At 54.3% G+C, this 24,573-nt stretch carries 27 protein-coding genes, 2 tRNA genes and 1 pseudogene; 15 read left to right on the forward strand and 15 right to left on the reverse strand.

The genetic code is table 11. The features are described from left to right. Positions 1-4: 4 nt before the first annotated feature. The gene (locus SK54_RS14140) at positions 5-901 is read right to left on the reverse strand and encodes an aldo/keto reductase (RefSeq protein ID WP_015570678.1); all 897 of its coding nucleotides are present in this window, start codon (positions 899-901) and stop codon (positions 5-7) included. A 48-nt stretch (positions 902-949) separates the two neighbouring features. Further along, complete coding sequence (locus SK54_RS14145; RefSeq protein ID WP_048247474.1) at positions 950-1,189, reverse strand: DUF1289 domain-containing protein; 240 nt, start codon at positions 1,187-1,189, stop codon at positions 950-952. A 147-nt stretch (positions 1,190-1,336) separates the two neighbouring features. On the opposite strand from SK54_RS14145, the gene eptA reads away from it, so the two are divergent. The 5 genes from eptA to rnt all read left to right on the forward strand — a co-directional run bounded on the left by eptA (position 1,337) and on the right by rnt (position 6,017). After that, positions 1,337-2,962: a phosphoethanolamine transferase EptA gene (eptA, locus tag SK54_RS14150; RefSeq protein ID WP_047733668.1), complete on the forward strand. Its 1,626-nt coding sequence runs from the start codon at positions 1,337-1,339 to the stop codon at positions 2,960-2,962. 41 nt (positions 2,963-3,003) lie between these two features. After that, complete coding sequence (locus tag SK54_RS14155; protein WP_017384602.1) at positions 3,004-3,603, forward strand: TetR/AcrR family transcriptional regulator; 600 nt, start codon at positions 3,004-3,006, stop codon at positions 3,601-3,603. Positions 3,604-3,656: 53 nt separating this feature from the next. Next, complete coding sequence (locus tag SK54_RS14160) at positions 3,657-4,754, forward strand: alkene reductase (protein WP_023299948.1); 1,098 nt, start codon at positions 3,657-3,659, stop codon at positions 4,752-4,754. Between the two features lie 99 nt (positions 4,755-4,853). After that, positions 4,854-5,261: a lactoylglutathione lyase gene (gloA, locus tag SK54_RS14165; RefSeq protein WP_003857623.1), complete on the forward strand. Its 408-nt coding sequence runs from the start codon at positions 4,854-4,856 to the stop codon at positions 5,259-5,261. Positions 5,262-5,357: 96 nt separating this feature from the next. Further along, on the forward strand, positions 5,358-6,017 hold the full coding sequence (gene rnt, locus SK54_RS14170; RefSeq protein WP_003857625.1) for a ribonuclease T: 660 nt from the start codon (positions 5,358-5,360) through the stop codon (positions 6,015-6,017). Between the two features lie 78 nt (positions 6,018-6,095). On the opposite strand, the gene grxD is transcribed toward rnt, so the two are convergent. Further along, positions 6,096-6,443: a monothiol glutaredoxin 4 gene (grxD, locus tag SK54_RS14175; RefSeq protein WP_003832760.1), complete on the reverse strand. Its 348-nt coding sequence runs from the start codon at positions 6,441-6,443 to the stop codon at positions 6,096-6,098. 338 nt (positions 6,444-6,781) lie between these two features. Between grxD and SK54_RS14180 the strand changes: the two genes are divergently transcribed. Both SK54_RS14180 and sodB read left to right on the forward strand, forming a co-directional pair. Beyond that, complete coding sequence (locus SK54_RS14180) at positions 6,782-7,540, forward strand: C40 family peptidase (RefSeq protein WP_017384605.1); 759 nt, start codon at positions 6,782-6,784, stop codon at positions 7,538-7,540. 122 nt (positions 7,541-7,662) lie between these two features. After that, on the forward strand, positions 7,663-8,244 hold the full coding sequence (gene sodB / locus SK54_RS14185) for a superoxide dismutase [Fe] (protein ID WP_017693553.1): 582 nt from the start codon (positions 7,663-7,665) through the stop codon (positions 8,242-8,244). 37 nt (positions 8,245-8,281) lie between these two features. Here sodB and SK54_RS14190 read toward each other — a convergent pair whose 3' ends face one another. Then, a complete protein-coding gene (locus tag SK54_RS14190; RefSeq protein ID WP_017384607.1) occupies positions 8,282-9,448 on the reverse strand; it encodes an MFS transporter in 1,167 nt (388 codons plus the stop codon). Between the two features lie 161 nt (positions 9,449-9,609). Continuing rightward, entirely contained in the window at positions 9,610-9,699 is a 90-nt protein-coding gene (locus SK54_RS22555) for a cytochrome bd-I oxidase subunit CydH (RefSeq protein WP_003857632.1), read from the reverse strand. Between the two features lie 297 nt (positions 9,700-9,996). Between SK54_RS22555 and purR the strand changes: the two genes are divergently transcribed. Further along, entirely contained in the window at positions 9,997-11,022 is a 1,026-nt protein-coding gene (purR, locus tag SK54_RS14200) for an HTH-type transcriptional repressor PurR (RefSeq protein WP_003857634.1), read from the forward strand. Positions 11,023-11,039: 17 nt separating this feature from the next. On the opposite strand, the gene punR is transcribed toward purR, so the two are convergent. Next, the gene (punR, locus tag SK54_RS14205; RefSeq protein WP_003857638.1) at positions 11,040-11,951 is read right to left on the reverse strand and encodes a DNA-binding transcriptional activator PunR; all 912 of its coding nucleotides are present in this window, start codon (positions 11,949-11,951) and stop codon (positions 11,040-11,042) included. 111 nt (positions 11,952-12,062) lie between these two features. On the opposite strand from punR, the gene punC reads away from it, so the two are divergent. Both punC and cfa read left to right on the forward strand, forming a co-directional pair. Next, the gene (punC, locus tag SK54_RS14210; protein WP_048247476.1) at positions 12,063-13,262 is read left to right on the forward strand and encodes a purine nucleoside transporter PunC; all 1,200 of its coding nucleotides are present in this window, start codon (positions 12,063-12,065) and stop codon (positions 13,260-13,262) included. 298 nt (positions 13,263-13,560) lie between these two features. Beyond that, positions 13,561-14,709, forward strand: coding sequence for a cyclopropane fatty acyl phospholipid synthase (cfa, locus tag SK54_RS14215; RefSeq protein ID WP_017384609.1), 1,149 nt, complete (start codon positions 13,561-13,563; stop codon positions 14,707-14,709). 31 nt (positions 14,710-14,740) lie between these two features. Here cfa and SK54_RS14220 read toward each other — a convergent pair whose 3' ends face one another. After that, complete coding sequence (locus tag SK54_RS14220; RefSeq protein WP_015570688.1) at positions 14,741-15,382, reverse strand: riboflavin synthase; 642 nt, start codon at positions 15,380-15,382, stop codon at positions 14,741-14,743. Between the two features lie 225 nt (positions 15,383-15,607). Here SK54_RS14220 and mdtK point away from each other — a divergent pair, with 225 nt between their 5' ends. From mdtK to SK54_RS14235, 3 genes are all read left to right on the forward strand, one after another. Continuing rightward, entirely contained in the window at positions 15,608-16,981 is a 1,374-nt protein-coding gene (mdtK, locus tag SK54_RS14225; protein WP_017384611.1) for an MdtK family multidrug efflux MATE transporter, read from the forward strand. Between the two features lie 153 nt (positions 16,982-17,134). Continuing rightward, positions 17,135-17,211: transfer RNA gene (locus SK54_RS14230), tRNA-Val, on the forward strand. Positions 17,212-17,215: 4 nt separating this feature from the next. Further along, positions 17,216-17,292: transfer RNA gene (locus tag SK54_RS14235), tRNA-Val, on the forward strand. A gap of 179 nt (positions 17,293-17,471) precedes the next feature. On the opposite strand, the gene SK54_RS14240 is transcribed toward SK54_RS14235, so the two are convergent. The 4 genes and pseudogenes from SK54_RS14240 to SK54_RS22815 form a co-directional block, all read right to left on the reverse strand. Next, the gene (locus tag SK54_RS14240; RefSeq protein WP_082195374.1) at positions 17,472-17,942 is read right to left on the reverse strand and encodes an Hsp20 family protein; all 471 of its coding nucleotides are present in this window, start codon (positions 17,940-17,942) and stop codon (positions 17,472-17,474) included. A 172-nt stretch (positions 17,943-18,114) separates the two neighbouring features. Continuing rightward, positions 18,115-18,315: a cell surface composition regulator GlgS gene (glgS, locus tag SK54_RS14245; RefSeq protein WP_026080713.1), complete on the reverse strand. Its 201-nt coding sequence runs from the start codon at positions 18,313-18,315 to the stop codon at positions 18,115-18,117. Positions 18,316-18,494: 179 nt separating this feature from the next. Continuing rightward, a complete protein-coding gene (locus tag SK54_RS22755; protein ID WP_255308918.1) occupies positions 18,495-18,617 on the reverse strand; it encodes a hypothetical protein in 123 nt (40 codons plus the stop codon). A gap of 276 nt (positions 18,618-18,893) precedes the next feature. Beyond that, positions 18,894-19,064, reverse strand: a pseudogene (locus SK54_RS22815) (hypothetical protein); the annotation flags it as partial. 302 nt (positions 19,065-19,366) lie between these two features. On the opposite strand from SK54_RS22815, the gene SK54_RS14255 reads away from it, so the two are divergent. Beyond that, entirely contained in the window at positions 19,367-20,962 is a 1,596-nt protein-coding gene (locus SK54_RS14255; RefSeq protein WP_048247482.1) for an FAD-NAD(P)-binding protein, read from the forward strand. Positions 20,963-20,990: 28 nt separating this feature from the next. Here SK54_RS14255 and SK54_RS14260 read toward each other — a convergent pair whose 3' ends face one another. Beyond that, complete coding sequence (locus tag SK54_RS14260; RefSeq protein ID WP_015570694.1) at positions 20,991-21,626, reverse strand: carbonic anhydrase; 636 nt, start codon at positions 21,624-21,626, stop codon at positions 20,991-20,993. Positions 21,627-21,698: 72 nt separating this feature from the next. Next, the gene (locus SK54_RS14265; RefSeq protein ID WP_045142541.1) at positions 21,699-22,481 is read right to left on the reverse strand and encodes an MBL fold metallo-hydrolase; all 783 of its coding nucleotides are present in this window, start codon (positions 22,479-22,481) and stop codon (positions 21,699-21,701) included. Between the two features lie 125 nt (positions 22,482-22,606). Between SK54_RS14265 and SK54_RS22560 the strand changes: the two genes are divergently transcribed. Beyond that, positions 22,607-22,747: a hypothetical protein gene (locus SK54_RS22560; RefSeq protein WP_003857665.1), complete on the forward strand. Its 141-nt coding sequence runs from the start codon at positions 22,607-22,609 to the stop codon at positions 22,745-22,747. A gap of 57 nt (positions 22,748-22,804) precedes the next feature. On the opposite strand, the gene SK54_RS14275 is transcribed toward SK54_RS22560, so the two are convergent. Together SK54_RS14275 and SK54_RS22660 are read right to left on the reverse strand one after the other, a co-directional pair. After that, positions 22,805-24,211 (reverse strand): DUF1996 domain-containing protein, encoded by a 1,407-nt coding sequence (locus SK54_RS14275; protein ID WP_048247484.1) that lies wholly within the window; start codon positions 24,209-24,211, stop codon positions 22,805-22,807. 144 nt (positions 24,212-24,355) lie between these two features. After that, the gene (locus tag SK54_RS22660; protein WP_032653328.1) at positions 24,356-24,523 is read right to left on the reverse strand and encodes a hypothetical protein; all 168 of its coding nucleotides are present in this window, start codon (positions 24,521-24,523) and stop codon (positions 24,356-24,358) included. Between the last annotated feature and the right edge of the window lie 50 nt (positions 24,524-24,573).

The following is a 24,573-nucleotide window of genomic DNA, read 5'->3' on the forward strand; positions in this document are numbered from 1 at the left end:
GTGCTCAGGGTACGTCGTAGCCCAGCGCCGCCTTGCGGATGCGGAACCACTGCTGACGCGTCATATCCAGCTCCTCAGCCACAAGCGCAGCGCGGACGCGCTCAATTTTGCCGGAGCCAATAATTGGCAGCGGTTTAGACGGCAGGCGCAGGATCCAGGCGTAAACCACCTGCTCGATACTCTCCGCATTCAGTTCGCGCGCCACCGTTTCAAGCTCGTTACGCAGCGGCTGGAATGCCTCATCGTTAAACAGGCGGCCGCCTCCCAGACATGACCATGCCATTGGACGGATGCGCAGCTGTTGCAGTTGGTCGAGCGTGCCATCCAGCAGCAGCGGCTGATGAACAGGCGAGATCTCCACCTGATTCGTCGCCAGCGTAAACGGCAGGCGAGACTGCAATAGCGCAAACTGTGCCGGGGTGAAGTTAGACACGCCAAAATGGCGCACTTTGCCGCTCTGGTGAAGCGTCAGGAAGGCTTCCGCGACCTCATCCGCATCCATCAACGGATCGGGTCGGTGGATCAGCAGCAGGTCGATACGATCGGTGGCCAGGTTAATCAGTGACTGCTCGGCGCTTTTAACGATATGCGCGCTGTCAGTGATGTAATGCCCAAGCGCATGCTCCGGTTTTGCTGTGGTGGCAATACCGCATTTGGTCACAATCTCCATACGTTCACGCAGCGCCGGCGCACGCTTCAGCGCTTCGCCAAAGGCAGCCTCGCACTGATAGCCGCCATAAATATCAGCGTGATCGACGGTGGTGATCCCGAGATCGAGATGCTCTTCTATAAAGTCCGCCAGCTGGACCGGAGACATATTCCAGTCCATAAGGCGCCAGTAGCCCATAACAAATCGGGAGAATTCCGGGCCCTGCGGGGCAAGGGTAATACGCTGAACCATAACATTTTCCTCAAGGAAGTCATGTCACCAGTATACGCAATTACCCTGCTAAAACAGTGAAGGTTGCTGAGGTTCTACGCTTTCAACCGCTTTGTTTGCACGAATTTTACGCAGCAGACGCTGTCGACAGAGCCGTAAGACCTCCTGCTTTTGCGCGTCGCTGAAATTTTGCCAGTTAAAACGTTCATCGCGCGTGCGCATGCAGCCACGACAGTGTCCTCGTTCATCTACCTGGCAAATACCCCGGCACGGGCTCTGGACAGGGAAAAACTCCAGTTGCTCTGCCACACCTACCTCCAGAACGTCATTATTCCCTACAGTGAAGACCCTAAATGGCTTGCATGCAAGGATGTCCGACACAAACAGAGCATTAAGGTTTCGCTAATCTTCCCTTCTTATACTCGCCGCATTGATATAACGAATGGTCTGGTCATCATGTGGTTCACTAAAAAGTTACACTGTAACGATATAAAATTTACTCTGGGCTGTGCACTTTTCTTCACCGTACTGAATGCATTGTTTATCCAGCGCAGCTGGTCAATCATTGCGCCTGCACATCTGCACGATCTCCTGTTTGCTGCCAGCGTGCCGCTGGTGCTGTTCTGCGGCTGGGTGATTGTCTTCAGCCTGCTGAATATTCCCTTTGTTCGCAAGCCGCTCATGATTGTCCTGACCCTGGGATGCGCCGCCGCAACCTGGTTTATGTATACCTATGGCACGGTTATCGATCAGAACATGATTGTGAACGTGTTCGAAACTAATTCCCAGGAAGCGACTGCCCTGGTGACGCCGCAGATGATCCTGTGGCTGGTCGTTGCGGGTCTGGTTCCATCGATTATTTTAGCCCTGACGCGCATTCGCACCGGAAAATGGTGGTATGCCCTCCTGACGCGTGTCGCCGCTATGCTGGGCGCGTTGCTGGTGATCATCCTGGTCGCGGCGGTGTTTTATAAAGACTATGCTTCGCTGTTCCGCAATAACAAAAGCATCGTCAAAATGGTCACCCCGGCGAATTACGTGAGCGCCGTGGTGAAATACAGCAAAATGCGCTGGTTTGCCGGCGACCAGACGCTGGTCCGCATTGGCAAGGATGCTCATAAAGGCGCGCTGATTTCCAGCCAACGCAAGAAAACCGTGCTGATTGTGGTGGTGGGCGAAGCCTCCCGCGCCGCAAACTACTCGTTAAATGGTTACCCGCGTGAAACCAACCCCGAGCTGAAAAAGCAGGATGTCATCAACTTCCCCCAGGCCTCCTCCTGTGGCACGGAAACCGCCGTTTCCGTCCCCTGCATGTTCTCCGGCATGACGCGGAAAAAATATGACGCGGACCTCGCCCATCACCAGGAAGGTCTGCTCGATGTACTTAACCATGCCGGTTTCAACCTGCTGTGGCGCGACAACGACGGCGGGTGTAAAGGCGCCTGCGACCGCGTGCCGCACACGGACATGACCCAGTGGAAACTGGATCAGTTCTGTAAGGACAAATCCTGTATCGACGACGTCAACCTCTACCGTCTGGACAACGTGCTGGATGGAATAAAGCAGGATACGGTTCTGGTTATTCATCTGATGGGCAGCCACGGTCCGGCCTACTACAACCGTTATCCGGACAGCTTTCGCAAGTTCACCCCAACCTGCGATACCAATGAAATTCAGGATTGCGATCATCAGTCGCTGATCAATACCTATGACAACTCGATTTTGTATACTGACAGCGTGGTCAGCCGAACCATCGACGCGCTAAAAGCCCGGCAGGCCAACATGAACACGGCGCTCATTTACCTCTCCGATCACGGTGAATCGCTGGGTGAAAGCGGAATTTACCTGCACGGTACGCCGTATATGCTGGCCCCGGAGCAGCAAACGCATATTCCGTTTATGTTCTGGCTCTCCCCGGATTATGCGAAAAACTTCGGCGTAAACACGGATTGCCTGCGTGACCATGCCGCAAAAGAGGCGGTTTCACAGGACAATTTATTCGCCACCGTTCTGGGCATGATGGACGTGAAATCAGCAGTTTATCAACCGCAGCTGGATATTCTGTCGCAATGTCGTCGCTAAGCGGGCTTGCATTAGACCGAACGGTCTATTAAAGTAAGGGCATGAGCAGACACACTGAACACGATACACGAGAACATTTGCTGGCTACCGGCGAGCGCCTTTGCATGCATCGCGGGTTTACCGGTATGGGGCTGAGCGAGTTGTTAAAAACCGCTGAAGTACCTAAGGGATCGTTTTATCACTATTTTCGATCCAAAGAGGCGTTTGGCGTTGCCATGCTGGAGCGGCACTACGCCAGCTACCATCAGCGCCTGGCAACCCACTTCGCCAGCGGTGAAGGTGACTACCGGGATCGTGTTCTGAACTACTATCAGGAAACGCTGACGCAGTTCTGTCAGCAGGGCATCATCAGCGGCTGCCTGACGGTAAAACTGTCTGCCGAAGTGTGCGATCTCTCCGAAGATATGCGCACCGCAATGGATAAAGGGGCCAGCGGCGTTATTGCCCTGTTGGCTCAGGCGCTGGAGAGCGGGCGCAATGAAAAAACGCTCTCCTTCTCCGGCGATCCGCTCACGCAGGCACAGGTGCTCTATTCCCTCTGGTTAGGCGCCAACCTGCAAGCAAAAATGTCTCGCAGCGCCGTGCCGCTCGAAAGCGCGCTGGCGCATGTGAAAAACTGTATTACCGCGCCTGGCGTGTAGCCGGCGTTTTTATTTACCCTTTTACTAGTCGACTGGTCTACTCAGGAGCCGTTATGTCCGCTGAAAAGCTGTTTACCCCACTGAAAGTGGGTGCCGTTACTGCCCCAAACCGCGTGTTTATGGCCCCACTTACCCGTCTGCGCAGCATCGAGCCGGGCGATATCCCAACGCCATTGATGGGTGAGTATTACCGTCAGCGCGCCAGCTCGGGCCTGATTATCTCCGAAGCCACGCAGATTTCTGCCCAGGCAAAAGGCTACGCCGGTGCACCGGGTCTGCACAGCCCGGAACAGATCGCCGCGTGGAAAAAAATCACCGCAGGCGTGCATGCTGAAGATGGCCGTATTGCGGTTCAGCTGTGGCACACCGGTCGTATCTCACACAGCAGCATCCAGCCTGGCGGTCAGGCGCCGGTTTCTGCCTCTGCCCTCAACGCCAATACCCGCACTTCCCTGCGCGATGAAAACGGTAATGCGATCCGCGTCGACACCACCACGCCACGCGCGCTGGAGCTGGACGAGATCCCGGGTATCGTGAATGATTTCCGTCAGGCCGTCGCCAACGCCCGGGAAGCGGGCTTCGACCTGGTTGAGCTTCACTCTGCGCACGGTTACCTGCTGCATCAGTTCCTGTCCCCGTCTTCCAACCAGCGTACCGACCAGTACGGCGGCAGCGTTGAAAACCGCGCGCGTCTGGTGCTTGAAGTGGTGGATGCTGTCTGTAATGAGTGGAGCGCAGACCGCATTGGTATTCGTGTCTCCCCGATCGGTACTTTCCAGAACGTCGACAACGGTCCGAACGAAGAAGCAGACGCGCTGTATCTGATTGAAGAGCTGGCGAAACGCGGTATCGCCTATCTGCACATGTCCGAGCCGGACTGGGCAGGCGGCAAGCCTTACAGTGAAGCCTTCCGTCAGAAAGTGCGCGAGCGCTTCCACGGCGTGATTATCGGGGCGGGTGCGTATACGGCAGAGAAAGCCGAGGATTTGATCGGTAAAGGCCTGATCGACGCCGTGGCCTTTGGCCGTGACTACATTGCTAACCCGGATCTGGTTGCCCGTTTGCAGAAAAAAGCCGAACTGAACCCGCAGCGTCCTGAAAGCTTCTATGGCGGCGGCGCGGAAGGTTATACCGACTACCCTTCACTGTAATCCCGCTTTGTACATTGATAGCGGCGACCTTTCGCCGCTATACTAAAACATCGTTTCTGTTCAAAAAGATAATCCATTCCACTGGTTAATGAGGAAATTATGCGCCTACTTCACACCATGCTGCGCGTTGGCGACCTGCAACGTTCCATCGATTTCTACACTAACGTTCTGGGCATGAAGCTGCTGCGCACCAGCGAAAATCCGGAATATAAATACTCTCTGGCGTTTGTCGGTTACGGCCCGGAATCTGATGAAGCGGTCATCGAGCTGACCTACAACTGGGGCGTGGACAGCTACGAGCTGGGTACAGCTTACGGCCACATCGCGCTGGAAGTGGATAACGCCGCCGAAGCCTGCGAACGTATTCGCAGCAATGGCGGTAACGTCACCCGTGAAGCCGGTCCGGTTAAAGGCGGTACCACCGTAATTGCGTTTGTGGAAGATCCGGACGGTTATAAAATCGAACTGATCGAAGCCAAAGACGCTGGTCGCGGCCTTGGCAATTGATCCCGCAGGGCGCACTTTGCGCCCGTTGTTTTGCTGCATCACCTCTCAAAATTTGCCATAATGCGCACTGCTTTTTCCCCCTTGTAAGAGACCCTGATGTCCGATAATGCTCAATTTACCGGTCTGTGCGACCGTTTTCGTGGTTTTTATCCCGTTGTCATTGATGTTGAAACAGCCGGATTTAACGCTAAAACCGATGCGCTGCTTGAGATTGCCGCCATCACGCTGAAGATGGATGAACAGGGCTGGCTTGTACCGGACACCACGCTGCATTTCCACGTTGAACCCTTTGAAGGGGCAAACTTACAGCCAGAGGCGCTGGCCTTTAACGGTATCGATCCGACAAACCCGCTGCGCGGGGCGGTAAGCGAATACGAGGCGCTGCACGCCATTTTCAAAATGGTGCGCAAAGGCATGAAAGAGAATGACTGTAGCCGCGCCATCATGGTGGCCCACAATGCCACCTTTGATCACAGCTTCACTATGGCTGCCGCCGAGCGTGCCTCGCTCAAGCGTAATCCATTCCATCCGTTTGTGACCTTCGACACCGCCGCGCTGAGCGGCCTGGCGCTGGGGCAAACCGTGCTCTCTAAAGCCTGCATCACGGCGGGTATTGCGTTTGACGGCACCCAGGCGCATTCCGCGTTATACGACACCGAGCGTACGGCGGAGCTGTTCTGTGAGATCGTCAACCGCTGGAAACGTCTCGGCGGCTGGCCGCTGCCGATGGGCGACGAGGCCGATCTTCAATCGTAGGTTGGGTAATCAATAGCCCCACAGGACAAAAAAAAGCGACCAACATAATGTGGTCGCTTTTTTATCTCCGCAGAAAACTTACTCTGCGTCCGGCTCTTCGGTTTTATACTTCGCCGCAGTCTCTTTGATCAGCTGTTGCAGTTCGCCGCGCTGATACATTTCAATCAGGATGTCGCATCCGCCGACCAGTTCACCGTCAACCCACAGCTGTGGGAAGGTCGGCCAGTTGGCGTATTTTGGCAGTTCAGCGCGAATGTCCGGGTTTTGCAGGATATCAACGTAAGCAAAACGCTCACCACAGGCGGACAGCGCCTGAACCGCTTGCGCGGAGAAGCCGCAGCTTGGCAGCTTCGGAGAACCTTTCATGTACAGGAGAATCGGGTTTTCAGCGATCTGGCGCTGAATTTTTTCAATAGTGGTGCTCATGTCTTGCTTCCTTTAACTTCTGTTACGGCATCAGTCTGACATTGTAGCGGGTCAGGCCGACATCGGAAAATAACATTTTTGTCACGTCTAATTATATTATCGCTTATCGCATAAAGTTGCATTGCTAATGTCGTTTATCCCCAGACGAGGTGCGGTTTTGCTTAAGGAGCGAACAGGAGTGCGTCAGAATGGTGAATTTTTTTGCACTTGCTAACGAAACATAATTTTTGAATGAAAAATGCTATTAACTTCTTCTGAATTTATGGATTAGAATCGACAGGTTTTGTAAATCTCACGCGGGTATGCATTGTGGCCTGCATTTATCAGGGGACTGCCCAGTGGCGCGGATAACTAAAATCTCGATGACGCTCTGTGCTTTACTGTTTACCACACTCTCATTTACGCCAGCGGCGAACGCCTCTGAACAGGCGCGGCATTCTGCTGTACAAAAATCGCATCTGGCAAAAACCACAGAACGTAAGAAAAAAACCACCAGTAAAACAGTAAAGAAGAAAACCACCGCTCAGACCAAAAAGACCGCCTCCAGTAAACCCAAAACTCTCCGTTCCGGCACGCACAAAACCACCCGCACGACCGCCAGCCTGGTGAATGAAAAATGCACCGTGCGCAAAGGCCATAAAACGAAATGCGCAAAAGTGACGAAGCTGGCTGACGTGCATAAAGCGCGTATGCAGAAAGCGCAAAAAACGGCGATGAACAAACTGATGGGGCAAATAGGTAAACCGTATCGCTGGGGTGGCACCTCTCCGCGCACCGGTTTTGACTGTAGTGGGCTGGTTTATTATGCCTATAAAGATCTGGTGAAGTTTCGCATTCCACGCACCGCCAATGAGATGTACCATCTGCGCGACGCCGCGCCTGTAAACCGTGGCGAACTGCAAAATGGCGACCTGGTGTTCTTCCGCACCCAGGGACGCGGTACGGCCGATCACGTTGGGGTGTATGTGGGTAACGGTAAATTTATCCAGTCACCGCGCAGCGGTCAGGACATTCAGATCACCTCTCTCAGCGAAGATTATTGGGTGCGCCACTATGTGGGTGCGCGCCGCGTGATGACGCCAAAAACCATTCGCTAAACCCTGCCCTGCCGCCTCCATGGCAGGGTAAGTTCCTCTTTTGCATACCCTTTCAATTTGCTATTCTGTCCTTGTTGTCTGTAGGGTTATTGGCAACGTATAAAACTATAAGGAGAGAAGCAATGTCGTTCGAATTACCTGCACTACCGTATGCAAAAGACGCCCTGGCCCCGCACATTTCCGCGGAAACCCTGGAGTACCATTACGGCAAGCATCACCAGACCTATGTCACCAACCTGAACAATCTGATCAAGGGCACCGATTTTGAAGGCAAAACGCTGGAAGAGATCGTGCGCAGTTCAGACGGCGGCGTATTCAACAACGCCGCACAGGTGTGGAACCACACCTTCTACTGGCACTGCCTGGCCCCCAATGCAGGCGGAGAACCTACCGGTGAGCTGGCGGCAGCGATTAACGCCGCGTTCGGCAGTTTCGCGGATTTTAAAGCGAAGTTTACTGACGCAGCCGTTAAAAACTTTGGCTCCGGCTGGACCTGGCTGGTAAAAGAGGCTGATGGCAAACTGGCTATCGTTTCCACTTCTAATGCGGGTACCCCTCTGACCACCAGCGCCACGCCGCTGATGACCGTGGACGTATGGGAACACGCCTATTACATTGATTACCGTAATGCGCGCCCGAACTACCTGGAACACTTCTGGGCACTGGTTAACTGGGAATTTGTTGCGAAGAACTTCGCCGCGTAAGAGACACGCAGAAGGGGCAGCCCTTCTGCGTTTTTGTTTATTCCGCCGTACACACCGCTTCAGGCTGTTTACGACCAGACATCATCACCAGCAGCAGGCCGAGTGCGGCAATGATCGCCCCCATCACCGGCACAAAGCTGTAACCCAAACCACCGGAGATCACCGCCCCGCCCGCTGCGGCCCCCAGCGCATTGCCCAGGTTAAACGCACCGATATTCACCGACGAAGAGAGCCCCGGCGCTTCGTGCGCAACGCGCATTACGCGCATCTGCAACGGTGGCACCACGGCAAAGGTTGCGGCGCCCCACACCACCATGGCAATCGCGGCACCCACTTCGTTACGCGCCAGCCACGGAATCGCCACCATGATGACAATCAGCAGCGTTAAAAAACCTTTCAGTGTTCCACTGACGGAGCGGTCGGCAAATTTCCCGCCGAGATAGTTGCCAATCGAGAACCCGACACCAATCAGCACCAGCATCGCGGTAACAAAGAGTGGCGTTGCGTGGGTAATGTCGTGCAGCACCGGGGAGATATAGGTGTAGAGCGTAAACATCGCCCCGGCCCCCAGTACCGTGGTGAGCAGCGCGGACAACACCTGAGGACGCATCAGCACCGCCAGCTCTTTACGTACTTCCGGACGTTCTCCCGCACTTCCTTTCGGCAGTGAGAAGAACAGCGCAACCATCGCGACCACGCCCAGTCCGGCGGTTGCGAGGAAAGACATACGCCAGCCGATGGCTTCTCCCAGCCAGGTGGCAGCGGGAACGCCGCCGATATTAGCGATGGTGAGGCCCATGAACATAGTGGCTACCGCGCTGGCCTGCTTATGTTTTGGCACCACGCTGGCGGCAACAACCGAGCCCAGTCCGAAGAAGGCGCCATGGTTGAGGCTGGTCAGAATGCGCGAAAGCATCAGAGTGGTGTAATCGGGCGAAATCGCGGAAAGCACATTTCCGAGAGTGAAAATCGCCATCAGGAAAATCAGCGCATTGCGGCGAGCGCGGTGGGAAAGCAGCAGCGTCATCAGCGGCGCGCCCACCATCACGCCAATCGCGTAGGCGCTAATTAACATACCGGCCGCAGGAATTGAGACGTCCACACCCCGGGCGATAACAGGCAATAACCCCATAGGGGAGAATTCAGTGGTGCCAATCCCAAAGGCGCCAATCGCCAGGGCCAGCAGGGGAAAATTGATTTTCATGAAGAGACTCCGGATACCGTGCCATAACCCGGCACAGAACTAAGAAGTCAAAAGCATGACATCAATCACAAAAAATGAGAAGTTAACATTTTGGCAAAAGATTTTTGCCGGAGAGGTAACAATAGCGGCAAGAGAGGGAGAAAGTTCTCCCTCTGCCTGAATCAGTGCAGTGCAGCGGTTAAACCACCGGCAACAATCAGAGCAAGAACAACAATGGTGGTAAACAGCGAAAACTTCAGATCGGTACTCATCAATTTTTCTCCTTTTATTCACCCTACGAAAAGTGAGCTTGCTCATTTTTACACAGTTCAGGTCAAAAATCTTCCAGGATTTAAGCGGATATCCACTTTACCTCTTCCCCTTTTCATCAAGATAGGACAAAATTCCACGCTAAATTTATTAGCGTACCGGCCACTGACCCCCTCCTGACGTCCTGTGTCGTTTTCCCGGCGTGTCGCAACTCATGTTTGCGTGATAAGGGTGAGAGAAGGCAAACGTTTACCTTCAATTTTTTCAGGAGCTTAGGATATGGTCTGGAGTGACATTTAATGGCAACAATTAAAGACGTAGCAAAACGCGCAAACGTTTCCACCACAACCGTATCACATGTTATTAACAAAACGCGTTTCGTCGCTGAAGAGACGCGTAATGCCGTCTGGGCGGCAATCAAAGAACTGCACTACTCGCCAAGTGCCGTCGCCCGCAGCCTGAAGGTTAATCACACCAAATCGATTGGCCTGCTGGCCACCAGCAGTGAAGCGGCCTACTTTGCTGAAATCATCGAAGCCGTTGAAAAAAACTGCTTCCAGAAAGGCTATACCCTGATTCTGGGCAACGCGTGGAACAACATTGAAAAACAGCGCGCTTACCTGTCAATGATGGCGCAAAAGCGCGTCGACGGCCTGCTGGTAATGTGTTCTGAATACCCCGAGTCGGTCCTTTCCATGCTGGAAGAGTATCGCCACATTCCGATGGTGGTCATGGACTGGGGCGAAGCGCGCGCAGACTTTACCGACTCCGTTATTGATAACGCCTTTGAAGGCGGCTACATGGCGGGGCGTTATCTGGTAGAACGCGGTCATCGTGAAATTGGCGTGATCCCGGGTCCGCTGGAGCGTAACACCGGGGCTGGCCGTCTGGCCGGTTTCATGAAAGCGATGGAAGAGGCGCTGATCACCGTGCCGGAAAACTGGATTGTTCAGGGCGACTTCGAGCCGGAGTCGGGCTATCGCGCCATGCAGCAGATCGTCTCCCAGCCGCATCGCCCTACCGCGGTGTTCTGCGGCGGCGACATCATGGCGATGGGCGCGCTCTGCGCGGCGGATGAACTCGGCCTGCGCGTCCCGCAGGATATCTCGGTGATCGGCTATGACAACGTGCGCAACGCCCGCTTCTTTACCCCGGCGCTGACCACCATTCACCAGCCGAAAGATTCGCTGGGTGAAACGGCCTTCAATATGCTGCTGGACAGGATCGTCAACAAGCGTGAACAGTCCCAGTCCATTGAAGTTCACCCGCGCCTGATTGAACGCCGTTCCGTTGCGGACGGTCCGTTCCGCGACTACCGTCGTTAATCTCATTACGGGGCCAGCTATGCTGGTTCCCGCAACCACTCCCGGTTCAGCGTTTCGCTGTCGCCCAGATAATCCAGCAGCCAGGCCATGGCGGGCGAGACGTCGTTTTGCTGCCACGTCAGACAGCACGCGGCATCCGGGAAGGGGTTTTCCAGCGTCAGAGCCACCCACTCTCCCGCGTCGATGCGCGGGCGCGCAAAATGCACCGGCACCATGCCAACGCACAGCCCCGCGCTCAGACAGGTGGCCGACGACTCCCAGTCCGGTGCGACCACGCGGCGCTGATTATCCAGCAGCCAGGTAATGCGCTTGGGCAACGAGCGGGAGGTATCTTCCAGCACCAGCGAGGGCCAGTTGCGTAAGGTGTCATCGCTCAGCGGACCTTCCAGCGCCGCCAGCGGGTGATCGCGCGCGACCACGCAGGTCCAGCTCAGCATGCCCATGTCGCGAAACGCGTAGCGCCCCCCAACCGGGATCGCCTGGGTTGCACCAATCGCCATCTCCGCCCTGCCGTCCGCCAGCGCATCCCAGACGCCGTTGAACACTTCCTGCGAAACACGCAGTTCGACGTCGGAAAAATGACGATAGAAATCGACGATCATCTGCCGGGTCCGCTCCGGCTTAACGATGTTATCCACCGCGATAGCGAGATGCCCGCGCCAGCCGTTGGCGATCTGCTGGCACTGCTCACGGGTGATCTGCATTTTTTTGATAACAGACCGCCCTTCCTTCAAAAACCACGCTCCGGCAGGCGTGAGCTCCACGTCGCGATGGCGCCGCTCGAACAGCGGGACCGCCAGCCACGCTTCCAGCTGGCGCACCGTATAGCTGATAGCCGAGGGAACGCGATGCAGCTCCTGGGCGGCACCGGTAAAGCTGCCGTTACGCGCCACGGCATCAACCACTTCAAGGGAATAATCTGACCACATCTTTAGCCTGCAAATTTTTTGAACGCACCCGCCAAATATTAGCGTTTCACAAGCCGCTTTGCACTCCCTACACTCTGCGCCAACGTACACCTGCCTCCTCAGGAGAAAAAAGTGCAACCCAGGAAAGGATTTTTAGTCTGGCTCGGCGGCTTAAGCGTGCTGGGCTTTTTGGCGACCGATATGTATCTGCCCGCGTTCGCCGCGATGCAGGAAGATTTGCAAACCCCTGCCGCCGCCATCAGCGCCAGTTTAAGTTTGTTCCTCGCCGGCTTTGCTTTTGCGCAATTGCTGTGGGGGCCGCTCTCGGATCGTTTTGGCCGTAAGCCCGTCCTGTTGTTGGGGCTGGCGATTTTTGCCGTAGGCTGTCTGGGCATGCTGTGGGTCCGCGATGCCGCCTGGTTGCTGGCGCTGCGCTTTATTCAGGCGGTCGGTGTCTGCGCCGCAGCGGTGACCTGGCAGGCGCTGGTGACCGATTACTACCCCGCCTCGCGCACTAACCGCATATTCGCCACTATTATGCCGCTGGTCGGCCTGTCGCCGGCGCTTGCCCCGTTACTGGGCAGCTGGATCCTGGCGCATTTCGACTGGCAGGCCATTTTCGCCACGCTCTTTGCTATTACGCTGGTCCTGATGCTGCCTGCTTTCGGGCTTAAACCTGCGCATAAAAAAGAGACGCATCCGGACGCAAAGCCCATCACCTTTACCTCTTTACTGCGGTCGAAAGCCTATCGCGGTAACGTGCTGATTTATGCTGCCTGCTCTGCCAGCTTCTTTGCCTGGCTAACCGGTTCGCCGTTCATTCTGCATGACATGGGCTACAGCCCGGCGGCTATCGGCCTGAGCTATGTACCACAGACCATCGCCTTCCTGGTGGGTGGCTATGGCTGTCGCGCCGCGCTGCAAAAATGGGAAGGCCAAAAGATGCTGCCCTGGCTGCTGGTTTTGTATGCGCTAAGCGTGATTGCGACCTGGGCTGTCGGCTTTATTCCCGGCGCCGGGCTTGCAGAAATTTTGATTCCGTTCTGCGTCATGGCGATCGCTAACGGGGCCATCTACCCTATTGTTGTAGCCCAGGCGTTGCGTCCATTTCCGCAGGCGACAGGCCGCGCTGCCGCGCTGCAAAATACCCTGCAACTTGGCCTGTGCTTCCTGGCAAGTCTCGTGGTCTCTGCGTTGATTGCAACCCCGCTGCTCACCACTACCAGCGTGATGCTGGTCACCGTTGCGCTGTCGGGTTTGGGCTATCGCATGCAGTCCTCAGCCCATCGCGAGCAGAGTGAAAACGCGCAGACAGAAACGTCGCACGCCTGATTGCGCGGGAAACTATGTTAAATACCAGTGATTAGGTTGCTAACAATTTTCTGTTGAATCACCAAATTTTGCGGCCTATACTAAATTTGGTTCGATTAAATACGATAAATATTAAGTGTTAACGGGAGCCGGAGCGCTCCCGTTTTACCATGGAAGGCATTTCGGCAAGGGTTATCTCCCTTCCTCTGTTCTACGTCGGATATTAGCCTCGCGGGCATTTACCGTGAGATTTCTCACAAACCAAAAAAGCGTCTACGCTGTTTTAAGGTTCTGATCACAGCAAGGTGATGGAGAAGCTATGAGTTCATCGTGTATAGAAGAAGTCAGCGTTCCGGACGATAACTGGTCCCGGATCGTCAGTGAACTGTTGGGACGTGCGGGCATTACGATTAATGGCTCATCCCCCTCCGATCCCCAGATAAAGCATCCCGATTTTTTCAAACGCGTGTTACAGGAGGGGTCGTTAGGGCTGGGTGAAAGCTATATGGACGGCTGGTGGGAGTGTGAGCGGCTGGATATGTTCTTCTCCAGCGTATTACGCGCCGGTCTTGAAAAACAGCTCCCTCGTCATTTCAAAGATACCTTACGTATTGCCTCCGCCCGCCTGTTCAATCTGCAAAGTAAAAAACGGGCGTGGATCGTCGGTAAAGAGCATTACGACCTGGGCAACGATCTGTTCAGCCGTATGCTCGATCCTTTAATGCAGTACTCCTGCGGATACTGGAAAAAAGCGACGACCCTAGAAGAGGCGCAGCAGGACAAGCTGCAACTGATCTGCGATAAATTGCAGTTACAGCCCGGTATGCGTGTGCTGGACATCGGCTGTGGCTGGGGTGGTCTTGCCTGGTTTATGGCTAAAAATTACGGCGTCAGCGTAGTCGGCGTCACGATTTCGGCTGAACAGCAGAAGATGGCGCAGGAACGCTGTCTGGGTCTGGATGTTGATATTCGGCTTCAGGACTACCGCGACCTGAACGAGCAGTTCGATCGCATTGTTTCCGTAGGTATGTTCGAGCACGTGGGGCCGAAGAACTACAAGACTTACTTCGAGGTCGCCGATCGTAACCTGAAGCCTGAGGGAATTTTCCTGCTACACACCATCGGCTCTAAACGCACCGATAACAATGTGGATCCCTGGATCAACAAATATATCTTCCCGAATGGCTGTTTACCCTCTGTTCGCCAGATTGCGAACGCCAGCGAACCGCATTTTATTGTGGAAGACTGGCATAACTTCGGCGCAGATTACGACACCACCCTGATGGCCTGGCATGAACGTTTCCAGGCTGCATGGCCTGAAATCGCCGACAACTATTCGGAACGATTCAAACGGATGTTTAGCTATTATCTGAATGCCTGTGCGGGCGCGTTCCGTGCGCGGGATATACAGCTTTGGCAGGTGGTGTTTAGTCGTGGGATTGAGCACGGTTTGCGTGTGGCTCGCTGAAAAAATAACCCCGGTTAACCGGGGTTATTTTTTATTCTTCTTCCATGGTTTTAATTATCGCCGCCTCTTTCGCCGCCAGTACGCGCTCAACGGTATCCACGACCGCCTGGGTCTGGGGATCAATTTCGATATTTACGCGCTGCCCTAGTTTTTTTGCGCCAAGCGTAGTACGTTGCAGCGTTTCAGGAATTAAATGCACGCAAAAACGCGTTGGCGTCACTTCACCGACGGTCAGACTAATCCCATCGATGCCAATAAATCCTTTATAAAGGATGTATTTCATTAATGACGGATCCTGCACCTTAAACCAGATTTGACGGTTATTTTCCGAGGTCACGATTTTCGCCACTTCTGCGGTGGTCATAATATGGCCCGACATCAGATGCCCGCCAATCTCATCGCTGAATTTCGCCGCGCGTTCCACGTTGACGATATCTCCCACCACCAGCTCACCCAGGTTAGTGATACGCAGCGTCTCTTTCATTAAATCAAAGCTAATCTGGTTACCGTTAATTTCGGTCACCGTCAGGCAGCAGCCGTTATGCGCTATCGACGCCCCGGTTTCAATGCCGTCGAGCATATATTCAGGCAGCTCAACTACGTGAGTGCGGAAATTCGGTTTTTCATCAATGGACACCACTTTGGCAGTGCCCTGCACAATACCAGTAAACATGCTTACAGCTCCTGTTCATTCCGAACGGCGATGACACCGTATAATCCCACCACAATAACAGTTGAAAAAACAGGTTGCCAGTGATGCGCAATTTCTGGCGATTTTTTCACTAGATAATTAGTTAAACCCCGCTACAATAGCTGGCATCCCTCTGTTTTTTCTTCTTGCTGCCAGTAACGGCGGCCTTTTTAGTCTCTCAAATAACTACAATACAAAGGTGTTCACGTGCAGAAGTATATGATCGAAGCGCGTCAGTTATTGGCACTGGCCATACCGGTGATCGTCGCGCAGGTAGCCCAAACCGCAATGGGATTTGTGGATACGGTAATGGCCGGTGGTTACAGCGCCACCGATATGGCCGCCGTGGCGATCGGAACCTCAATCTGGCTTCCGGCCATTCTTTTTGGTCACGGCCTGCTGCTGGCGCTGACGCCGGTTATCGCGCAGCTTAACGGCTCCGGTCGACGCGACCGCGTGGCCCATCAGGTGCGCCAGGGCTTCTGGCTGGCCGGGGGTGTCTCCGTCCTGATTATGATCGTCCTGTGGAACGCCGGGTATATTATTCGCGCCATGCATAATATCGACCCGGCGCTGGCGGATAAGGCGGTCGGTTATCTGCGCGCCCTGCTCTGGGGCGCGCCCGGCTATCTGTTCTTCCAGGTGGCACGTAACCAGTGTGAAGGGCTGGCAAAAACCAAGCCGGGCATGGTGATGGGCTTTATCGGCTTGCTGGTGAACATTCCCGTGAACTATATCTTCATTTACGGTCATTTTGGCATGCCGGAACTCGGCGGCGTAGGCTGCGGCGTGGCAACGGCTGCGGTGTACTGGGTGATGTTCGGCTGTATGCTCACCTACATTAAACATGCGCGATCCATGCGTGACATTCGTAACGACACCTCGTTCAGCGCACCTGACTGGACGCTCATGACCCGTCTCATTCAGCTGGGGTTACCCATTGCGCTGGCGCTGTTCTTCGAAGTGACGCTGTTTGCCGTCGTCGCCCTGCTGGTCTCGCCGTTAGGGATTATTGATGTCGCAGGACACCAGATCGCCCTGAACTTCAGCTCTTTGATGTTCGTCCTGCCGATGTCCCTGGCTGCCGCGGTGACGATTCGCGTGGGCTTCCGTCTGGGGCAAGGCTCGACGCTGGACGCGCAAACGGCAGCCCGCACCGGCCTCGGCGTCGGCGTCTGCATGGCAGTCTGTACCGCGCTCTTTACCGTGCTGTTGCGTGAGCAAATTGCCCTGCTCTATAACGACAACCCGGAGGTAGTGACCCTGGCCTCGCATCTGATGCTGCTGGCGGCCATTTATCAGATCTCTGACTCCATCCAGGTGATTGGCAGCGGCGTGCTGCGTGGGTATAAAGATACGCGTTCCATCTTCTTCATCACCTTTATCGCTTACTGGGTGCTGGGTCTGCCGTGCGGGTACATTCTGGCGCTCACGGATCTGGTGGTGGATCGCATGGGGCCAGCCGGATTCTGGATGGGCTTTATCATCGGCTTAACGTCTGCGGCCATTATGATGATGCTGCGTATGCGCTTCCTGCAACGTCAGCCGTCTGCGGTAATTTTGCAGCGCGCTGCACGTTAATAACACAGTAGCCGCCGCCTGGCGGCTACTTTCTCTTCACTTTGCGCGGTAATGAAGCAATCGCGTGAAATCAGAGAGAAAAATGCATTTTCCCTCTTGCCACCTTGGGGCTGTGCCGCTAATATTCGTCCCCGTTGTCACCGACAACACAATGCGTTCATAGCTCAGTTGGTTAGAGCACCACCTTGACATGGTGGGGGTCGTTGGTTCGAGTCCAATTGAACGCACCATTCTGCGTCTGTAGCTCAGTTGGTTAGAGCACCACCTTGACATGGTGGGGGTCGATGGTTCGAGTCCATTCAGACGCACCAATCTGTTTTCTCGCACATTTCATTCCCGTTCAGCCTCATGCAGAGGCAGCAAACCTTTTAAGCACATCGAAAGTGACCTCCAGCCCGCGCGTGCAGCGAAAGAGCGGAATGGCATAAGTCCCATCAGGTTAGCAAAACGCCCGGCGTTTGCCGGGCGTGAAAACAACGTCAATCAATGATTACGGCTTATGTTCAATCGCCGGGTTGTTGTTGATGGCGATGCGCTGCGGTTTCTCTTCTTCCGGGATATCCTGGTGTAATTCAATCGCCAGCAAGCCGTTTTCCAGCGAAGCGCCGGTTACTTTCACATGCTCCGGCAGACTATAGCTGGCCCGGAAGTCGCTGCGGCTGATACCCCGATGGATCCACCCTTCTTCGCCGTTTTCGGTTTTCTCTTCTTCACGTTTACCGCTGATATTCAGCTGACCGCCAACGGTTTCAATTTCCAGTTCGCTCTCTTTCCAGCCCGGCACGCTGAGCGTCAGTTCATAGCAGTTATCACCCACCCGCCGGATATTGTAAGAAGGCGTGGAGGGCAACGGCGTACTGCCGGTTAGCTGGCTAAAAAGGCGATCGATACGGTTAAAACGGTCCGCAAACAGAGAGTCGGAGAGATCGTTCAACATGGGAAAAGCTCTCAGAGTCATCATGTACCTCCTGAACAGTAAAAAAGAATATTCAAAAAGTTCATGTCTTACGGGCAGGTATTCCTTACCCGCTTTCTATATGAGGTTACCGCACAATATTTCAACCTCAGGAGCCTGCAAAATGTAGCTGGAACCTAAAAAACGCAACGGGCCGTTAAGCCCGTTATTCGTTACATCATCGCAGTTCTATCACTCTCGCCCGCTCAGCCTGCTTTCGGTAGTGGTCATATCGCTCCCGGAACCATGCCTGCTGTTCATTACTCATATTGCCGGTCACGGCATCGATATCAACTGGCTGGCCCAGGGCGTACATACGGGCAAAACTGCGTGCCAGAAAATCAAAATTCTTTAATGCGTTAATATCTTGTCGCTTCATTAGCATATCCCTCCAGTCATTGTGATTACTGTTCAAGGTCATATGCTTTTCTGATCTCAGTATCCGCCCGAAAAAGATCGTTTTTTGAGCGATGCGTGCGCATACATCTGCCAGTGTTCACATTTCAGGAACGACAAAACTCTTCAGCCCTGGTCATAATTTTCCCTCCCTTTTACCAATCACGCAGAAAACATAAACGCCAGCCATGCAGTAAGTTCGCCATGTAGCCGGAAGGTGCGAACGGCATGCTTTAATGCCAGACGCTGTAACAGGTCGCCCAGCGCGTGCAGGTGGGTTTCCACCTGCAAGCGTCTTATCAGTTCGAATAACAGACAAAGAACGTTTACACTGGCGGATTAATACTGATTTCCTGAACAAACGGGTAAATGGATGAATCCGGGCTTGTTGGCCATATAGAGAGGGGCGCATGTAGGTTGCCGCGGTTGTGTATCGAACTGCGCATTGTTTTCTACAACACGCTGCTCCTGGCCTTTCACGGCTGTTTTCTTTTTCGTCTGCGCTAGCCTGGCGGAGGGGGAGGGTTTTACCTGCCGGGGCAGTTCGGAGGCGCCATAACCTGAACAGAATCGCTTCGACTGGCTCAGACTTCCGTCATTGCAGACAAAACGACCATCCGATGTACAGTGTGCTATGCCACCTTTTGAGCACGAGCAGGGCTGTCTTCCACGGGCGGCATCAGCCTGCATGTTAAAAAGTGCACTGACCGTAAGATGGAGAATTCTCCTGATAAAATCAGCTGGTTCTCCTCACTGACGCTGTGCAGGTCAAGCCCGCCGGCGAAGTTACCGTACTTTTTAACCCCCATCACATACAGATAATCGTTAAACCTGGGACCAAACAGTCTTTCCTTTCTGAAATCAGGCAGAATCATATCTAATCAGCCAGGGTCAATTGAATTGACTTTCCCATAAGTTCAGGAAGGGGCGCAACATCCCCTCTTCAAAACGTCTTAATTTTTTCCTTCATTGAATGATTTAACCTTTCTCCTGCTACGCTTATTTTATGGTTCAGAAATGCAGGAACGCTTTCGATGAAAAAAATCGCCATTATCGGCTCAGGTCCAACAGGGATTTATACCTTTTACTCACTTCTTAACAACGCAGCACCGCTTTCGATCACCGTGTTCGAAAAGGCAGACCAACCAGGTGTCGGGATGCCCTACAGCGACGAGGATAATTCCCGGCTGATGCTGGCGAACATCGCCAGTATCGAAATTCCGCCCATTTTTATTACCTATCTCGACTGGCTCAAACAGCAGAGTGCGGCCCATCTTACCCGCTATCACGTCGACAGTGAGAAACTGCACGACCGGCAATTCCTGCCGCGTATTCTGTTGGGTGAATATTTTCGCGATCGGTTTCTCGCCGTCGTTGCTGAGGCGAAAAAGTCGGGCTTTAATGTCGAGGTGCACCCCAACGCAGAAGTCACGGATATTAAGGCTGATGCAGACGGCGTGGCCCTTTCAGTGAACGATGCCCCTTTCTCAAGGCGGTTTGATCTTGCGGTAGTCGCCACCGGCCACGTCTGGCCTGATGAAGATGAAACCACCCGCGCATATTTCCCAAGCCCATGGTCAGGGCTGATGGACGCGGAGGTCCGAGCCTGTGAGGTGGGGATCATGGGTACCTCCCTCAGCGGGCTGGACGCTGCAATGGCGGTTGTGATGCAGCATGGCCGGTTTAGCGGGGAGCAGTTCGTTGTCAATAAAGGCAGCGAAGGGTTAAATATCACGCTGATGTCCCGCACGGGCGTTCTGCCGGAGGCCGACTTCTACTGCCCTATCCCTTATGAACCGCTGTCCGTGTTAACGGAGTCTGTGGCGGAGAGCGAAATCGCCAAAGGCCCGGACGGGCTGCTTGACCGCATCTTTGCGCTGATGGTGAAAGAGCTCGAGCTGGCCGATCCGCGCTGGTGCCAGGCGATATCGCTCGGTACGCTGAATGCCGACACGCTTCGTGATGTCTGGTTTGAGGATCGTAAAAAGCATGGCCCTTTCACCTGGGCCGAAGCGAATCTGAAAGAAGTGGAGCGCAACAAGCGCGAAAAACGCACCGTTGCCTGGCGCTATACCGTGCTTCGTCTGCATGAAGTGGTTCAGGCCATCGTCCCTTCACTCAGTGAGCATGACAGAGAGCGGTTTAAATCCGGGCTGGAGCGTGTGTTTATCGATAATTATGCCGCCATTCCACCGCAGTCTATCCGCCGGTTACTGGCGCTGCGCGAGGCAGGGATCATTAGCGTGGTCGCACTCGGTGATAATTACGACCTGGATATCGGCAGCGATCAGACCGTCATCACCACGGCAGAAAAACGTTACCGCTTCGACGTGTTTATTGATGCGCGCGGGCAAAAGCCACTCAGAAACAAGGACATTCCCTTCCCCACCCTGCGTAAACAGCTTGCGGAAACCGGCGATGACGTCCCGGACGTGGGGGAAGACTATACGTTGCTGGCGCCTGCATCACTGCGGGGGCGCATCGCTTTTGGGGCGATCCCCTGGCTGATGCACGATCATCCCTTTGTTCAGGGTTTGTCTGAGTGCGCTGAAATTGGTAAAGCGATGGCGAAAGCGGCTGGAAAACCTGCGACAGGCGTGCGAAGGAAGTTACCATTCATGGAATTTTAACAGAGCTTCCCTGCCCTGCGGGGTCGGGTTACTCGAAGAAGACGTCCGGGTTTTCCGACAGCGACACGAACGATTTAGTGTTCTTGTCCAGGGCAAGGATTTTGCCGCTTTCAATGTCATATACCCAGCCGTGCAGGCGAATGGCGTTGTTGCGCAGGCCTACCGCCACCGACGGATGGGTCTTGATATTGCTCAGCTGCGCAAAGACGTTCTCCTGCACCATCGCATTCACTTTATCGATTGGCTTATCCCAGGTTTTCTTCTCAACCACCGCTTTTGCCGCATCAGAATAGCGCAGCCAGTGGGAAACGGCCGGCATCGGCTCCAGATCGGCGTTGTCAGCAATCGCCTTCATTGCGCCGCAGTTGGAGTGGCCGCAAATAACGATATCGGTCACGCCCAGGGCAACAACAGCATATTCGATGGTCGCAGAGACACCGCCAGGCTCCGGCCCGAACGGAGGCACAATGTTGCCCGCGTTTCGAATGACAAAGAGCTGTCCTGGCTCCTGTTGCGTAACCAGTTCCGGAACCAGACGGCTGTCGGAGCAGGAGATGAACAGCGCTTTGGGATTCTGACTGGACGCTAAACTACGAAAAAGCTCTTTACGTTGCGGGAAAATCTCTTTTTGAAAGCTGAGAAAACCTTCAATGATATGTTGCATAGCCATTTCTCTTTTATCTGTTTTAATTTAGGTATGATCGCGATCACACTCGTAAAATTTAACCACCGCGCCTTAGCGGAGACAAGCAATATATTTCTGGCCCGACCGCTGCACGATCTCATCCGCGTTCGCCAGGATGTTCTGCCCTTCAAAGGCCCCGTACAGGCGCTGGTACGTTTTCCCTGTCAGTCGGCCAATCACCGACTCAACGGTGCGGACAGGCAGTGGCAGCATATTCGGATAACTCCACATAAACGACACGGCGTCTTTACCGGGCGTAACCTGCAAAATATCACCGGCCAGCAGCACGCCGTCGCCTGACTGCCAGTGCAGCACCGTGCCGCCTGCAAAATGCCCGCCCAGCCGCAGAAGAGTCACCAAAGGCATAATCTCCAGGGCGTCCTCCTCCCAGAAGCGTATCGCCGGGCTGTCACGCATCACCCACTGCCGATCGCTGGCGTGCAGGTAGATCGGTGCGTTAAACGCCGCGGCCCACTCTTGCATGGTGGTGTAGTAATGCGGGTGCGAAATCGCGATCGCGCTGATCCCCCCGAGCGCGTCAACTAACGCTCTGGTCGCCGGGTCAAGATTGGCGATACAGTCCCACAGAACATTGCCCTGTGGCGTACGCAGCAGAAGCGCCCGCTGGTTGATGGCAAAAGAGGGAACAGTTTTGATGCTGAACAGCTGCGGCTCCAGCTGTTGCCATTTGTTGGTGTGCGTGGTCGTAAGGCTGTCGAAGTCCGTCCATGTCTGGCCCGTCACCGGGACATACTGGCGCTCATCGTCGCAAATCGGGCAGTTTTTGGGCTGTTCATCGTAAGCGGTACCGCAGGTTTTACAGAGTGTAATCATCGGCTTTTCTCAGCAATAAATCACTGAGTATGGCAGGGATTATCCATATGTGCTGAGGGGTGCCTGGCCCGCTTTTTTTGACTTATACTATGCCAGTATCAAAAACTGAATAACGCAGGTGGCACATGGAAATCGATCTCGATAACTTAGTCTTTAACGGGCTGGATGAAGCAGAAGAGCGCAACGCGGAACGTCTCGACGATGCGGATAAAAAAGCCCAGGCGATTGTCGCCGATGACGACTGCGGCGATGCCTGCAAGATCTGAAGAAAAAGCACCGGGCTCCCCGGTGCTTTTTTTATGAATGCCTTTTGCTACCCGCTATCAGATCTCCGGCGTTTTGCTAAACCCGGTCAGCATCAGGATCAGGCTTTGGGGAGATGACCCCGTCTCAAACTGATAGTGATTTCCCTGACGATCGCCGCCGATATACCACGAAATGTCGGTTTTCCCTTCTGCCAGCGCCTTGCGCACCGCTTTATCCACGTCCACCATCCGGTATTCGCGGGAGTGGTTCAGGTACACCACCGCATCCGAGCGATAGTTGCAGGACGGTCGTGACTGCCAGCTCACGGTGGCCGGTTCCCAGTCGTTACTCGCCGGATAGAAGAAGATTTGATCCGCGCCGTCAGTTTCCACTTTCCCGCCATAAATTCTCACGCGGTATTTAAACTGGGCAGGATCCTGTCCAGCGGGCAGCGGAGGGATGTTGAACTTCACCAGCGACAATGTTTCGCTATTTTTCGTGCGTCCACCGTTCTTCCAGTTATCCTGCACCAGTAAGACCTGGGGATCGGGCTGTGAAAGTGCCGGTTCCATGCTGCTGAGCCAGACGTTAGCCTTCGCTTTTGAATAACCATACGGCACGGTGGTGCCGCAATCCATTCCCCGGTTCATGCACAGGTCGGTCATAAATCGCGCGGCATCTTCCGTCCAGCCGTTCATGAAGTCAGCATGCGCCGTATACAGGCTCCCCCACCGCTCTTCACGCTCACTGCCATGCATGATGGGGTCGAGGGAAAGCTGGACTTTACTGGTATCCAGAGAGCTAATTGTCGGGAGCACGTACGCAATATTCATGTTCACCGTCGGGATCTTCACCGGGAAGGCGGACGGACACTGTCCTTTCGTATCGTAGGTGGCGTTAGCCAGGCCGTGGGCGGGCTTCAGGTTGACCCCGTCCCAGCAGTTCGGGAACTGAATGCCGATATTAAACTGCACGGCATCCTTCGCCTTGCGTAAGCCGCAGACTTCACCCGTTCTGGTGGTGTAGCCCTTGCCATTGGCGCATAAAAAGGTGATATGCGGATTTGGCGCGGTGCCATGATGATCGCCCGCCAGCAGCGACAGCCCCGGCGGAAACGGATGAAGCGGCCAGGCGTCAACATTCGATGCCTGATAATAGGTTTTTTGATAGGCGGGTTTGACCACCGTTCCGTCCGGCAATTTTAGCGACGGAGCCCAGTAGGCCGAGCTGTCTGCTTTGTTATCGCAGGTGGTCTTTTCCTGGGTACGCAGAGATTCACGGCTGGAGTAAGCATCCGCGTGCACGTTACCAAAAAAATCGTGCAGCATAGCCTCATTGGGCATGCCGAACATCATAATGGCATCATCGCCGAGGGTGTGGGAATAACTGCATACAACATGCGCCTGTGGACCAGCGTGTACCGCCTGCATGGTAAGCAGAAGTGCGGAGGCAGAAAGCGCGGGGGTTAATACTGTCCGTTTCATTATTATCTCCATCTGTGAAAGGAGATAGTGGTAACAAAACGGCCATCATTTACCGAGGATTTGCCTGGGTATTTTTCCCTTCATCCTCGCTTTACAGACACCACGCACAGCTCATTCCAGTACATTTCGCGCGTCCGGCGCAGTTCAGCGTGACGTTTTATCATGGAACCACTCCGGGTCGATGTTGGCTACGTCCACGCCATACAGGCTGGCGACAGGCAGTATTGACTCAAGAACACGTTGCGCGCTGTTCTCCGCATTCACTGGTCGGGGCGCAAAAAACCGCCGTAACGTGCTTATCCATTTTTTCATCGTCATTACCCTTCTCGCTTAACCTGTCCTCAGTTAAACACCCAAATTGC

The sequence above is a fragment of the Enterobacter sp. MGH120 genome, assembly GCF_001037725.1.
Lineage (GTDB): Bacteria > Pseudomonadota > Gammaproteobacteria > Enterobacterales > Enterobacteriaceae > Enterobacter > Enterobacter hormaechei_C.